Source organism: Burkholderia sp. Nafp2/4-1b (assembly GCF_003635165.1).
In the GTDB taxonomy this organism is placed as follows: Bacteria; Pseudomonadota; Gammaproteobacteria; order Burkholderiales; family Burkholderiaceae; genus Burkholderia.
This window is the reverse complement of sequence record NZ_ML058616.1, coordinates 255938-270408: the sequence shown is the minus strand read 5'-3', so window position 1 is coordinate 270408 and position 14471 is coordinate 255938. Positions and strand designations below refer to the sequence as shown.

General features: G+C 66.4%; 12 protein-coding genes. 8 read left to right on the top strand and 4 right to left on the bottom strand.

The window, feature by feature from the left end; translation table 11 throughout:
* The first annotated feature begins 8 nt into the window (after positions 1 to 8).
* From flgG to flgL, 7 genes are all read left to right on the top strand, one after another.
* On the top strand, positions 9 to 797 hold the full coding sequence (gene flgG / locus C7H84_RS24450; protein ID WP_121861173.1) for a flagellar basal-body rod protein FlgG: 789 nt from the start codon (positions 9 to 11) through the stop codon (positions 795 to 797).
* A gap of 20 nt (positions 798 to 817) precedes the next feature.
* On the top strand, positions 818 to 1507 hold the full coding sequence (gene flgH, locus C7H84_RS24445) for a flagellar basal body L-ring protein FlgH (RefSeq protein ID WP_121861172.1): 690 nt from the start codon (positions 818 to 820) through the stop codon (positions 1505 to 1507).
* 5 nt (positions 1508 to 1512) lie between these two features.
* On the top strand, positions 1513 to 2697 hold the full coding sequence (locus C7H84_RS24440; RefSeq protein WP_121861344.1) for a flagellar basal body P-ring protein FlgI: 1185 nt from the start codon (positions 1513 to 1515) through the stop codon (positions 2695 to 2697).
* A complete protein-coding gene (gene flgJ, locus C7H84_RS24435; RefSeq protein WP_121861171.1) occupies positions 2698 to 3696 on the top strand; it encodes a flagellar assembly peptidoglycan hydrolase FlgJ in 999 nt (332 codons plus the stop codon).
* 215 nt (positions 3697 to 3911) lie between these two features.
* Positions 3912 to 4667, top strand: a complete 756-nt coding sequence (locus C7H84_RS24430; protein WP_121861170.1) for a flagellar brake protein — start codon at positions 3912 to 3914, stop codon at positions 4665 to 4667.
* A gap of 190 nt (positions 4668 to 4857) precedes the next feature.
* Complete coding sequence (gene flgK / locus C7H84_RS24425) at positions 4858 to 6867, top strand: flagellar hook-associated protein FlgK (protein ID WP_121861169.1); 2010 nt, start codon at positions 4858 to 4860, stop codon at positions 6865 to 6867.
* 22 nt (positions 6868 to 6889) lie between these two features.
* Positions 6890 to 8131: a flagellar hook-associated protein FlgL gene (gene flgL / locus C7H84_RS24420; protein WP_121861168.1), complete on the top strand. Its 1242-nt coding sequence runs from the start codon at positions 6890 to 6892 to the stop codon at positions 8129 to 8131.
* An 81-nt stretch (positions 8132 to 8212) separates the two neighbouring features.
* On the opposite strand, the gene C7H84_RS24415 is transcribed toward flgL, so the two are convergent.
* The 4 genes from C7H84_RS24415 to C7H84_RS24400 form a co-directional block, all read right to left on the bottom strand.
* On the bottom strand, positions 8213 to 9370 hold the full coding sequence (locus C7H84_RS24415; RefSeq protein ID WP_121861167.1) for an MFS transporter: 1158 nt from the start codon (positions 9368 to 9370) through the stop codon (positions 8213 to 8215).
* A complete protein-coding gene (locus C7H84_RS24410) occupies positions 9367 to 10593 on the bottom strand; it encodes an ATP-grasp domain-containing protein (RefSeq protein ID WP_121861166.1) in 1227 nt (408 codons plus the stop codon). Before C7H84_RS24410 ends, C7H84_RS24415 begins: the two co-directional genes overlap by 4 nt.
* Positions 10594 to 10657: 64 nt before the next feature.
* Positions 10658 to 11806, bottom strand: coding sequence for a cysteine desulfurase family protein (locus C7H84_RS24405; RefSeq protein WP_162999352.1), 1149 nt, complete (start codon positions 11804 to 11806; stop codon positions 10658 to 10660).
* On the bottom strand, positions 11803 to 12828 hold the full coding sequence (locus C7H84_RS24400) for a hypothetical protein (protein ID WP_121861164.1): 1026 nt from the start codon (positions 12826 to 12828) through the stop codon (positions 11803 to 11805). The genes C7H84_RS24405 and C7H84_RS24400 overlap by 4 nt, the downstream gene beginning before the upstream one ends.
* A gap of 335 nt (positions 12829 to 13163) precedes the next feature.
* Here C7H84_RS24400 and C7H84_RS24395 point away from each other — a divergent pair, with 335 nt between their 5' ends.
* Entirely contained in the window at positions 13164 to 14471 is a 1308-nt protein-coding gene (locus C7H84_RS24395; RefSeq protein ID WP_121861163.1) for a solute carrier family 23 protein, read from the top strand.

The following is a 14471-nucleotide window of genomic DNA, read 5'->3' as shown; positions in this document are numbered from 1 at the left end:
GATTCAACATGAACCGTTCGCTCTACATTGCCGCCACCGGCATGAATGCGCAGCAGGCGCAGATGGACGTGATCTCGAACAACCTCGCGAACACCAGCACGAACGGCTTCAAGGCGTCGCGCGCGGTGTTCGAGGATCTGCTGTACCAGACCATCCGCCAGCCGGGCGCGAACTCGACGCAGCAGACCGAACTGCCGTCGGGCCTGCAGCTCGGCACCGGCGTGCAGCAGGTCGCGACCGAGCGCCTGTACACGCAGGGCGGCCTCACGCAGACCGGCAACTCGAAGGACGTCGCGATCAACGGCGCGGGCTTCTTCCAGGTGGTGATGCCGGACGGCACGAACGCGTACACGCGCGACGGCTCGTTCCAGACCAACGCACAGGGCCAGCTCGTCACGTCGAGCGGCTACCAGATCCTGCCGGCGATCACGGTGCCGCAGAACGCGCAGTCGCTGACGATCGGCAAGGACGGCGTCGTGTCGGTCACGCAGCCGGGCTCGAGCAACGCGGTGCAGATCGGCTCGCTGCAGATCGCGACCTTCATCAACCCGGCCGGCCTCGAGGCGAAGGGCGAGAACCTGTTCGCGGAAACGACGTCGTCGGGCGCGCCGAACGTGTCGCAACCGGGCCTGAACGGCGCGGGCGTGCTCAATCAGGGCTATGTCGAGGCGTCGAACGTGAACGTCGTGCAGGAGCTCGTCAACATGATTCAGACGCAGCGTGCGTACGAGATCAACAGCAAGGCCGTGACGACGTCCGACCAGATGCTGCAGACCGTCACGCAGATGAAGAGCTAACCGGAACACCCGTCGTCGCCATGAAGCAGGTTCGCCTCCTCCCGTCAGCCTCCGTCCGCGCCGCGTGCGCGGTCGCGGTGGCCGCGCTCGCCGGTTGCGCGCAGATTCCGCGCGATCCGATCATCCAGCAGCCGATGACGGCGCAGCCGCCGACGCCGATGTCGATGCAGGCGCCCGGCTCGATCTACAACCCCGGCTACGCGGGGCGACCGCTGTTCGAGGATCAGCGCCCGCGCAACATCGGCGACATCCTGACGATCATGATCGCGGAGAACATCAACGCGACCAAGTCGTCGGGCGCGAACACGAACCGGCAGGGCAACACCGACTTCAACGTGCCGACGGCCGGCTTCCTCGGCGGGCTGTTCGCGAAGGCGAACCTGTCGGCGGCCGGCAACAACAAGTTCGCGGCGACGGGCGGTGCCAGCGCCGCGAACACGTTCAACGGCACGATCACGGTGACCGTCACCAACGTGCTGCCGAACGGCAACCTCGTGGTCAGCGGCGAGAAGCAGATGCTGATCAACCAGGGCAACGAATTCGTGCGCTTCTCGGGGGTCGTCAACCCGAACACGATCTCGGGCGCGAACTCCGTCTACTCGACGCAGGTCGCCGACGCGAAGATCGAATACTCGTCGAAGGGCTACATCAACGAAGCCGAGACGATGGGCTGGCTGCAGCGCTTCTTCCTCAACGTCTCGCCGTGGTGATGACGATGCCGACGACCCTGTTCAGCCGCCTGTCGGCCCGCGCGCATGGCGCCGCGCGGCTCGCCGTCGCGTTCGCGGCGGTGGCGGCCGCCTGCGTGCTCGGCGCCGCGCCCGCGCACGCGGAGCGCCTGAAGGATCTCGCGCAGATCCAGGGCGTGCGCGACAACCCGCTGATCGGCTATGGCCTCGTCGTCGGCCTCGACGGCACGGGCGACCAGACGATGCAGACGCCGTTCACGACGCAGACGCTCGCGAACATGCTCGCGAACCTCGGCATCTCGATCAACAACGGTTCGGCCAACGGCGGCCCGTCGTCGCTGAACAACATGCAGCTGAAGAACGTCGCGGCCGTGATGGTGACCGCCACGCTGCCGCCGTTCGCGCGGCCCGGCGAGGCGCTCGACGTGACCGTGTCGTCGCTCGGCAACGCCAAGAGCCTGCGCGGCGGCACGCTGCTGCTCACGCCGCTGAAGGGCGCGGACGGGCAGGTGTATGCGCTCGCGCAGGGCAACATGGCGGTGGGCGGCGCGGGCGCGAGCGCGAACGGCAGCCGCGTGCAGGTGAACCAGCTCGCGGCCGGCCGGATCGTCGGCGGCGCGATCGTCGAGCGCGCGGTGCCGAACGCGATCGCGCAGATGAACGGCGTGCTGCAGCTGCAACTGAACGACATGGACTACGGCACCGCGCAGCGGATCGTGTCCGCGGTCAACTCGAGCTTCGGCCCCGGCACCGCGACGGCGCTCGACGGCCGTACGATCCAGCTCGCCGCGCCGGCGGATTCCGCGCAGCAGGTCGCGTTCATGGCGCGCCTGCAGAATCTCGACGTGAGCCCGGACAAGGCCGCCGCGAAGGTGATCCTGAACGCGCGCACCGGCTCGATCGTGATGAACCAGATGGTCACGCTGCAAAGCTGCGCGGTCGCGCACGGCAACCTGTCGGTGATCGTCAACACGCAGCCGGTGGTGTCGCAACCGGGACCGTTCTCGAACGGGCAGACGGTGGTCGCGCAGCAGTCGCAGATCCAGCTGAAGCAGGACAACGGCGCGCTGAAGATGGTGACGGCCGGCGCGAACCTCGCCGACGTCGTGAAGGCGCTGAACACGCTCGGCGCGACGCCGGCGGACCTGATGTCGATCCTGCAGGCGATGAAGGCGGCCGGCGCGCTGCGCGCCGACCTGGAGGTGATCTAAATGGCGGCGAATCTCCCCAACGCAAACGATCTCACGCAGCGCTTCGCGCTCGACGTGCAGGGCTTCGATGCGCTGCGCGCGCAGGCGAAGCAGTCGCCGCAGGCCGGTGCGAAGGCCGTCGCCGGCCAGTTCGACGCGATGTTCACGCAGATGATGCTCAAGAGCATGCGCGACGCGACGCCCGACGGCGGGCTGCTCGATTCGCACACGTCGAAGATGTACACGTCGATGCTCGACCAGCAGCTCGCGCAACAAATGTCGAAGCGCGGGATCGGCGTGGCCGACGCACTGATGAAGCAGTTGCTGCGCAACGCGGGGCCGGGCGCGGGCGACGACACGGCGGCCGACGCCGGCGCGGCCGGGCTCGGTGCGGCGGGCTTGGGCGCGGCCGGCTCAGGCACGGCGGGCAACGAAGGCAGCCTCGCCGCGATGAACGCGATGGCGCGGGCCTACGCGAACGCGTCGAACAACGGCGCGCTCGCCGGCTCGCGAGGCTATACGGCCGGCAGCGCGCTGACGCCGCCCGTCAAGGGCGCGAGCGGCGTGCAGGACGCCGATGCGTTCGTCGACCGGCTCGCCGGCGCCGCGCAGGCCGCCAGCGCGACCACCGGGATCCCGGCGCGCTTCATCGTCGGCCAGGCCGCGCTCGAATCGGGCTGGGGCAAGCGCGAGATCCGCGCGAGCGACGGCTCGACGAGCTACAACGTGTTCGGCATCAAGGCGAACAAGGGCTGGACGGGCCGCACGGTGTCGGCGCTGACGACCGAATACGTGAACGGCACGCCGCGCCGCGTCGTAGCGAAGTTCCGCGCGTATGATTCGTACGAGCACGCGATGACCGACTATGCGAACCTGCTGAAGAACAACCCGCGCTACGCGGGCGTGCTGAGCGCGAGCCGCAGCGTCGAGGGCTTCGCGCACGGGATGCAGAAGGCCGGCTATGCCACCGACCCGAACTACGCGAAGAAGCTGATCTCGATCATGCAGCAGATCGGCTGACGCACCCGTTTCACGCATGTTTGCAGTCTTACGGACCGCGCCCGGCCTCTGCCGCGCGCGGTTTCAACGTTTGCGCGAAAAATATCGGCAATTCGATCTAAACTTTCGGTGAGCACTGCCGCTAAGTGTGTGAGACCGCAACCGGGCCCATGTTCTGGCCCGGTTTTACTGCGCACCGGTTGCCCCGGGCGCCCATGACAAGAAACCGGCTAGCCATGACTATCGAAACGTCGTCCGATCCGAGCCTGGATGCGGGCCATTCCGGGCCCGACTATGCCCGCCGCAATCCGCTGGAGATCGGCGTGCAGTTGCGCAACCTCGTGAACCGGGGCGACTTCCTGACCGTCCAGTATCCGGGCGGCCAGCTCGTCACGCGCCTGCTCGAGGTCGACGTCGGCGCGCGCACGTTCACGTTCGACTGGGGTGCGCTGTCCGAGCAGAACGCCGGCATCCTCGGCGCGTCGCACTGCACGTTCGCGGCCGCGCCGGAAGGCGTGCGCGTCGAGTTCACCACCCGCACGCCGCGCGAGACGCGCTACGAGGGCTTGCCCGCTTTCGTCGCCGATTTCCCCGACGTGCTGATGTGCATCCAGCGCCGCGAGTATTTCCGCGTCGATGCGCCGATCGTCGATCCGTTCCTGTGCCGCGGCAAGCTGCCGGACGGCGACGGCTTCGTGTTCGAGGTGCACAACCTGTCGCTCGGCGGCGTCGGGCTGCGCACGGCCGACGAGCGCGTCGAGGCGCTCGAGGTCGGCACGCTGCTGCCGGACGTCGAGCTCGAACTGACCGGCCACGGCAAGCTGTCGCTCGACCTGCGCCTCGTGTCACAGCGTTCGACGCAGATGCCGAACGGCTCGCGCCGCTACCAGCTCGGCTTTCGCTTCATGTCGCTGCCGGGCAGCGCGGAGAACACGCTGCAGCGCCTGATCACGCAGCTCGAGATGAAGCGCCGCTCGCTCGCGCGGGCCTGACGCACCTGCTCGCGGCCCCTTCCGGGGCCGCTTTTGCTCCGGCCCGCACGGTCCGCCGGGGCCGCCGACCCGCGACGCGCCAGAGCGCGTCGCGCGCGCATTTTTTCCTCAATTTTTCCGATCCGCGGCCGTTATAACGGGAGTCACGCAACCCGGCGGCCGCAGCGCGGCCGGCTCATCAGGATCGCGCATGTCCAACTCACTCATGAACCTCGGCGTCAGCGGCCTCAATGCCGCGCTCTGGGGCCTCACGACGACCGGCCAGAACATCAGCAACGCCGCGACGCCCGGCTATTCGGTCGAGCGACCGGTCTATGCCGAGGCGAGCGGCCAGTACACGTCGAGCGGTTACATGCCGCAGGGCGTGAACACCGTCACCGTGCAGCGGCAGTACAGCCAGTACCTGAGCGACCAGCTGAACACCGCGCAGTCGCAGGGCGGCGCGCTGTCGACCTGGTATTCGCTCGTCGCGCAGCTGAACAACTACGTCGGCAGCCCGACGGCCGGCATCTCGACCGCGATCACCAGCTATTTCACCGGCTTGCAGAACGTCGCGAACAATGCGTCCGATCCGTCGGTGCGGCAGACCGCGGTCAGCAACGCGCAGATTCTCGGCGACCAGCTGAAGGCGGCCGGCCAGCAATACGACGCGCTGCGCCAGAGCGTGAACACGCAGCTGACCAGCACCGTGTCGCAGATCAACACGTACACCGCGCAGATCGCGCAGTTGAACCAGCAGATCTCCGCGGCGAGCACCCAGGGTCAGCCGCCGAACCAGCTGATGGACCAGCGCGACCTCGCGGTGTCGAACCTGTCGAGCCTCGCCGGCGTGCAGATCGTGCGCAACGACAGCGGCTACAGCGTGTTCCTCGCGGGCGGCCAGCCGCTCGTCGTCGCCGACAAGAGCTACCAGCTCGCGACCGTCACGTCGTCGTCCGATCCGAGCGAGCTGACCGTCGTGTCGCAGGGGATCGCCGGCGCGAACCCGCAGGGCCCGAACCAGGCGCTGCCCGATTCGTCGCTGTCGGGCGGCACGCTCGGCGGCCTGCTCGCGTTCCGCAGCCAGACGCTCGACCCGGCCCAGGCGCAGCTCGGCGCGCTCGCGACCAGCTTCGCCGCGCAGGTGAACGCGCAGAACGCGCTCGGCGTCGACCTGTCGGGCAATCCGGGCGGCAACCTGTTCACGGTCACGAACCCGACCGTCTATTCGAACCAGGGCAATACCGGCAGCGCGTCGCTGTCCGTGTCGTTCGCCAACGCGTCGCAGCCGACGACCGGCGACTACACGCTGTCGTACGACGGCACGAACTACACGCTGACCGACCGCGCGAGCGGCTCGGTGGTCGACCAGAAGCCCGGCCCGATGCCGGTTTCGCTCGGTGGAGCGAACGGGCTGAACTTCTCGATTGCGTCGGGCACGATGAATGCCGGCGACCAGTTCACCGTGCTGCCGACGCGCGGCGCGCTGACCGGCTTCGGCCTCGCGACGACGAGCGGCTCGGCGATCGCGGCCGCATCACCGGTGGTCGCGGCGGCGTCGAGCACCAACATCGGCACCGGCAAGATCGCGCAGGGCGCGGTGAGCGCGGGCTACCAGGTACCGTCGACGCCGACCAAGCTGACCTACGACGCGGCGTCGAAGACGCTGTCGGGCTTCCCGGCCGGCACCACGGTGACGATCGCGGGCACTCCGCCGACCTCGGTGACGATCACGAGCCCGACCGACACCGTGCCGTACAACGCGTCGGCCGGCGCGAAGCTGACGATCAACAGCACCACGCAGCCGGCTCCGGCGGGCGTGATGAACGGCGTGACCGTCACGCTGTCCGGCGCGCCGTCGGATGGCGACACGTTCACGATCGGACCGTACGCGGGCGGCACGAGCGACGGCTCCAACGCACAAGCGCTGTCGCAGCTCGTCACCGCGAAGGCACTCGCGGGCGGCACGACGACGCTGACCGGCGCGTATGCGAACTACGTGAACGCGATCGGCAACACGGCGAGCCAGCTGAAGTCGTCGAGCGCCGCGCAAACGTCGCTCGTCGGCCAGATCACGACCGCGCAGCAGTCGGTATCGGGCGTGAACCAGAACGAGGAAGCGGCGAACCTGATGCAGTACCAGCAGCTTTACCAGGCGAACGCGAAAGTGATCCAGACGGCGGCGACGCTGTTCCAGACCGTGCTCGGCCTGTTCAACTGACCGGATTCGAGGGATAGAAGCGATGCGAATTTCCAGCGCCCAGTTCTTCCAGCTGAACGTTTCTCAGATGAACGACCAGCAGGCGCAGCTCGCGCAGCTGTACCAGCAGATTTCGAGCGGCACGAGCCTGCAGACGCCGGCCGACAATCCGGTCGGCGCCGCGCAGGCCGTGCAGCTGTCGATGACGTCGGCGACGCTGTCGCAGTACTCGACCAACCAGACCACCGCGCTCGCGTCGCTGCAGGCCGAGGACCAGGCGCTGCAGAGCGTGAGCAGCGTGCTGACCAGCGTGCAGACGCTCGTCGTGCACGCGGGCGACGGCTCGCTCGCCGACAGCGACCGCTCGGCGCTCGCGACGCAGTTGCAAGGCTATCGCGACCAGCTGATGACGCTCGCGAACTCGAACGACGGCGCGGGCAACTACCTGTTCGCCGGCCTGAACAATTCGTCGGCGCCGTTCACGAGCAGCCCGAACGGCAGCATCAGCTACGTCGGCGACTCGGGCACGCGCCAGGTGCAGATCGGCGATTCGAGCAGCGTGTCGCAGGGCGACACCGGTTCGGCGGTGTTCATGTCGGTGCCGTCGCTCGGCAGCGCGCCGGTACCGTCGGCCGGCGCCGGCAACCTCGGCACCGGCACGATCACCACGGTCACGGTGACGGACCCGTCCGCCGCGACCAACGGCCACCATTTCTCGATCACGTTCGGCGGCACGGCCGCCGCGCCGACCTACACGGTGACCGACAGCACGGCCAAGCCGCCGACCACGACGGCCGCGCAGGCCTACACGTCGGGTGCGTCGATCGCGCTCGGCAGCGGGATGACGGTGGCCGTGTCGGGCACGCCGACCGCCGGCGATACGTTCGCCGTGACGCCCGGCCCGCAAGCGACCGGCGGCGCGGACATCTTCTCGACGCTCGACTCGATGATCTCGGCGCTGAAGACGCCCGTGACCGGCAACCCCGTCGCGGCCGCATCGCTGTCGAACGCGTTGATGACGGGTTCGATCAAGGTCGGCAACACGATGCGCAACGTGACGACGATCCAGGCGTCGGTCGGCGGCCGCGAGCAGGAAGTCAAGGCGATGCAGGCCGTCAACCAGACCGCGGCGCTGCAGACGACCAGCAACCTGACCGACCTGACCAGCACCAACATGGTCACGACGATCAGCCAGTACCTGCAGGTGCAGAACGCGCTGACGGGCGCGCAGAAGGCCTACGTGCAGTTGCAGAACCTGTCGCTGTTCCAGTACATCAATCCGTGATGCACGCGGCGCCGGCTTCGATGTGAGCGCACGCTTACTTCGCGGCCGCTTGCCCCCGCGGCTGCTGTATCAGGCCGCGCGCTAGGAAGTCGACAGCACGCGACTTTCAGTGGCGTTGATTTCGGCCGCACGGACCTTGACCTTGCGCGTCGTCGTCAGGGTTGCGATCGTCAACATCGCGGCCGCCACGAGGCAGACGGTGCGTGGCTGCGGACACGCCCAAAGCAGTGCTTGCGCGCCAGCTTCCCCGAACGCGCCTGCGACCCAGATGAAGCCAAAGTAGCGGCTGCGCGCATGCGCGGGTGCGTGTTCGGAAACCAAATGGTAGAGCACCGGGATCGACAGGAGTTCGCCGATGCTCAATACGGCAATGCCCGCCCCGACGATCCAGCCTGTGGGTGCTGCGCCCACCAACGCGACGCCGGCCGCGGTCAGCGCGAGTCCGGTCGATACACTGGACCACGAGATACCGGGCCTTGCCGGACGGCGCAGCGTCCACAGGTACGCGAGGAGGACCGTGGCCGAATTCACGCCCAGCCAGACGTTGCCTTGGGTACGCCACCCGAGTCCGGCTGCAATCAGGGGGGCGCTGGAAAAGATCATCGTGTAGCACGCCCAGATCGCGCTGAACAGGATGAACACCCTCAGGAAGACCGGGTCGTGCAGCGGTGCGAACCAGGACGCGGATCGATGCGGTGCCGGCATCGCGCGCGATCCTTCCGGCGACGCGAGTACGATCGCCAGTGCGACGCCAGCCGGAAGCAGGAGCCACAGGCATGCGTTGCCGAAGGCAGGCCACAGCAACAGGGGGCCAGCCAGTGCCCCGACGTTGATCAGCAGATAGTGCGTGGAAAAGGCCCGGCTGCCGGCCGGGCCTGATACCTGGCTCAGCATCGAATAGATGACCGGATTCAGGATCCCGCCACCGATCCCGACCAGTCCGCCCGCACAGAGCAGCGCCTGCGGCGAGGTGGCCTGACACAGTGCCGCTAGCCCGAGCGCCTGGAGCAGCGAGCCGAAGGCGAGCGTCGAGCATTTCGAATACCGGTCCGCGAGGAATCCGCCCAGCAAAGGGAAGAGGCGGTAGCAGAAGATCTGGATCACGAAGAACAGCGCAAGCCCGGAATCATCCAGCCAACCTGCCTGCCAGGCGGAAATGGGTTTGTTCGGCGCAATCGAGAAGAACAGGAGCTTGTCGAGCGCGTGGAAGGCGAGCAGCGTCAGCAGCGGTCGATTCATGGTGCGATCCTGACGACGACATCGCGCAGTACCCTTTGCACCCGGTCGGCCGCGATGTCGGCCGTGTCACCGGTCACGATAACGAAGGCGATACGGTCCCCCGAGCTTTCAGGTGGACGAATTCGGTCCCCCGGTTTCTTTTCCAGCTCGCAATGGACGACGTAGTCGCGCCGCGTGACGTCGTCCCAACCGTCGAGCGCTTCCAGTACGCCTTCACGCGGGGCAACGACGAACCCCACGGCCGCCCCCGCGTTGCGAGCGCGGGGTGTCGTTTCGGAACCACCCAGCAACGCTTGCAGGTGGAGCTTGAACAGATCGATGCCGGTCGCGAGCGGGACCAGGTGCGTTGTGATGTGATCGCCACCGGGGCGCGGGTTGGTCTCGATGATGCGGGGGCCGGTCGACGTCCAACGCAACTCGATGTGAAATACGCCGGTATCCAGGCCGAGCGCCTGCGTGGCGGCGCGGGCCGCGTCGACCAGTGCCTCGCGTTGCTGCGTGGGGAGGCGCGCGGGGAATATGTGACCGATCTCGACAAAGGCCGGCGGTGACGTCACCCATTTCTCCGTTACGCCGGCAAACCGAACGGTTCCCTCGACTAACGCCAGTTCGACGCTGAACTCGCGACCGTCCGCGAACGCCTCGAGCAGATACTCTGTACGGCGTGCCAGGCCGAACATGCCGAAGTCCGTTTGCTGCAGTTGCCGATACGCAGGTTCGAGCGCGGTCTCGTCTCGCAGCAGCGTGACGCCCTTGCTCGACGCGGCGCTGGTCGGTTTGATCACGAGCGGGTAGCCTATTCGGGCTGCCGCCGCTTGCGCATCGTCCAGGGTCGCAACTAGCGCGTAGTCGAGCGACGGCGCCCCCGCCTGCTGATACGCGTGCCTTGCGAGATCCTTGTGGACGCCGCGTTCGGCCGCAAGCGGGGGGACGCCGCGCAGTCCCAGCATGGCGGCCAGTTCCGCGGCCGTTACGGTGACGAACTGATTGCCGGCGACCACGGCCGCGATGGTCGACTGCAGGCCCGCTTCGTCCAGCGTCTGCTTGACGGCTTGCGCGTCGTTTACCGGGCACACCAGCACGTCACGCACCTGGTCGCGATACTTGTACTGGTCCGGGTGCGTTGCGTCGCTGGTTACCACCCAGCATTCCAGGCCTAGCGCACGGGCAGCCTGAATGTAACCGAGGCCGAAGAAACACGGCTCGATGATGAGAACCTTCATGGGTTTGCTCCTCTCGTGGAGCGCGCGCCCGTTGTCGTTCGCGCACGCTCTGGATTGCCGGCGGTCAGGTGTCGCTGTGCGCGCGACAGATTTCGACGATGCGTGTCGCGAGCCCGTCGATGTCCTGCATGGTGTGGTTCGGCGAAAAGGAAATGCGGATCAGGCTGTTGAGGTGCTCGGGCGGCACGCGCATCGCCGACAGCACCCGCGATGGCTCCAGTGAATGGCTGCTGCACGCGGACCCTTGCGAAACGCAATATCCCGACGCGGCCAGATCCGCGATCATTTGCCGTGACGGTACCCCAGGAAAGGCCAGCGCCAGGATGTACGCCGATGCGTCCGCTGCGGGAACCAGCCGCTCGAAGGCGATGCCGGCCCGGGTCAATCCGTCAGTCAGGCGTTCTCCGAGCGCGCTGACATGCGCGAGCGTGTCGGCGGGCGCGCGCATTGCTTGTCGGAGTGCGGCACCGAGCAAGCCGATGCCGAATACGTTTTCCGTGCCGGGGCGGTAAGTTTGTTCCTGGGCGCCGCCATACATGAGCGGCGTGAGCTTGAATCGACCATTCAGGTAGAAGCAGCCGACTCCCTTATCTGCGCCGATTTTATGGCCAGACATGAACAAGGCGTCAACGACGTCCAGGTCGATCTGCCAGTCCAACTTGGCGAAATGCTGCACTGCGTCGCACACGACCAGGATCTCGGGATCGGCGTGTTTGACGGCGTACGCGACTTCATTAACGGGTTGGATCGCGCCCGTTTCGTTGTTGACTGCCATTAGGCAGAGCATCGCCGTGCGCTCGTTGATCGCCGCGTCGACATGCGGGCTCGTGACGACGCCATGACGATTCACCGGCAGTTCCCGGACGGTATACCCATGCTTCTTCATGGACATGACCGTCTGATACACGGCAGGATGCTCGACCGCCGACACGACGATCTCCGAACGAGCGCTTTCCTTGCGGCGCAGCGTCGATAGATATCCCTGGATCAGGAGATTCGCGGATTCGGTGGCGCCTGACGTGAAATAGATACGTTCGGCGCGACACCCGAGATAGCCGGCGATCCGGTTACGGGTGTCGCTGATGATGCGGCGCGCGTGGTCGCCCGCGCCGTGCGCGCTGGACGGATTGCCGGGCCCATAGGTGGCCAGCGTATCGAGCCAGGCTTTGGCGGAGACCTCCATGGAGGCAGCGTGATCGAAGTATTTGTTCATGCCGGCGCGCCCTCCGAGTTTTTCCGTTCCACATACGGCTCCATGTGGCTGAAGACGTCCCGCAACTCCAGTTCGCTCGCAAACCTGGCCCATGACATGTTCGATCGTTTCAAGCGGGTTGAGTCGAGCAGCGAGATTTCCGGGGTTCGTGAGATTTCAGGGAATACGATCTGCAGGAAGGTTCGCGACATGTCGCGGCTTACCGCATTGGCAGCGATTACGCCGCGCAGGATTTTTTCGCCGATATGCGGATCATCACGGCGTGAATAGATACAGACGTGGTCGCTGGATTCGTCGTAATTGAGCAGCAATCCACCATAGGTGGCCGGACAGAGAATGCCGGAGCTCTTTTCGTACAGGTTGATGAAGCTGCTTCTCAGGAGACGGGTCATGGGTCTCGCGATAATGTCTTCTTCGCGATCAAAATAGCCCGGGCTTCTCCAGTCGGTATTTTCGTAATAGGCGTCTTCGTTCGCGCATTCGGTCAGGAACGGCGTGCTGATGGCTAAACGGTCACCGTCGAAACTCGACAGGAGCAGGCTTCCGGATTCCCGGTAAAAGACTTCGGACGACCCGCTGCGCGATGCCGCGGTTTTGAGTCTCTTCAATGCTCCAGAAAAGCGATTGCTGTTTCTCGTCTGCAGGGTCACGATTGTCTGAGCGAATTCGTCCTGCGAAAGCCGACGCAGATATTCGGACGGCAAAATCGCGGACCAGCGCCGCTCTGCAATGGCGGTTGCCAGTTCCGCGCGTTCCTTGCTGTCGCCGAGCAGACGCGAGGTATCGGACAGGCACAGGCTGAGTGTCGCTTCGCGTCCTTCGGACGCCAGCCGGCGGCGCAGTGCTATGCCGAATTCAAATGTCTGCAAGGTCGACGTGCTGGGCCCTCCGCTGCCGCCAAACGAGAAACCCTGGTGGTCGCGGCGTACTGAAACGTGGCCGCAGTCGATTACGACGCGCTTTCTCAGCGCTGAAATCGATTGTTCGATTTCGTCCCATTGCGATATTTCCTCGATTATCAATTCCTGTCTCTCCAGTTTTTATTGGCATTCGGATGCGCCCACTTTCCGGTGTTCTGGAGCAAGCGAACTGCGCGCACTCATGCGGGCTTTCTTGTGTTGAGCTACTGTTGGCGCTCGATGGATCAGTGCTGCCACGCTCGCGGCGGGGCAGTCCGGATACTTTAGGGCGAGCGGCTTAGGCCGTGAATTGGACGAGTTCGAATCTGCATGGCTGCCGTTCGGCCGCCGTGTACGAGCCCACTGCTTGCCAGCCCCATTTCCGCTCCGTAAACTCGCGCCAGATTCCAGACCGGCGCACCGTCCGCAGCCGGCGTTCGACAGGAGCCCTTTTCCCCATGTCCGATTCCTACTTCCCGCGCTGGCGGGTCCAACCGACCGGCGCGGCTTCGCGCGTGGTCGGCCCCGACGAACGCCTCGCGTGGCCGCAGATGGTCGCGATGGGCGTGCAGCACGTCGTCGCGATGTTCGGTTCGACCGTGCTCGCGCCGCTGCTGATGGGCTTCGATCCGAACCTGTGCATCTTCATGTCGGGCATCGGCACGCTGCTGTTCTTCGTGCTGGTCGGCGGCCGCGTGCCGAGCTACCTCGGGTCGAGCTTCGCGTTCATCGGCCTGGTCATCGCGGTGACGGGCTACGGCGGCAGCGGCCCGAACCCGGACATCCCGGTCGCGCTCGGCGGGATCATCGCGTGCGGCGTCGTGTACGTCGCGCTCGGCGCGCTGGTGCAGGCAATCGGCACGCGCTGGATCGAGACGCTGATGCCGCCCGTCGTCACCGGTGCGGTGGTCGCGGTGATCGGGCTGAACCTCGCGCCGATCGCGGTCAAGGGCGTGTCAGGGTCGACCTTCGACTCCGTGATGGCGCTCGTCACGGTGCTGTGCGTCGGCGGCGTCGCGGTGTTCGCGCGCGGGATGGTGCAGCGCCTTTTGATCCTCGTCGGGCTCGTGATCGCGTACGTGATCTACGCGATCGCGACCAACGGGATGGGCCTCGGCAAGCCGGTCGATTTCGCGATCGTCGCGCAGGCCGCATGGTTCGGCGTGCCGAGCTTCCGTGCACCGGCCTTCGATCCGCACGCGATGCTGATGCTCGCGCCGATCGCGGTGATCCTGGTCGCGGAGAATCTCGGCCACATCAAGGCCGTCAGCGCGATGACGGGCACCAACCTCGACCGCTACGTCGGCCGCGCGTTCATCGGCGACGGGCTCGCGACGATCGTGTCGGGCAGCGTCGGCGGCACGGGCGTGACCACCTACGCGGAGAACATCGGCGTGATGGCCGTCACGCGCATCTATTCGACGCTGGTGTTCGCGATCGCGGCGCTGATCGCGATCGGGCTCGGCTTCTCGCCGAAGTTCGGCGCGGTGATCCAGACGATTCCGGGCCCGGTGCTCGGCGGCGTGTCGATCGTCGTGTTCGGGCTGATCGCGGTGACGGGCGCGCGGATCTGGGTCGTCAACAAGGTCGATTTCTCCGACAACCGCAACCTGATCGTCGCGGCCGTCACGCTGGTGCTCGGCGCCGGCGACTTCTCGCTGAAGTTCGGCGGCTTCGGGCTCGGCGGGATCGGCACCGCGACGTTCGGCGCGATCATCCTGTACGCGATCCTGCGCAGGGAAAAGGAACCGGGGCCGGTGGTGTGA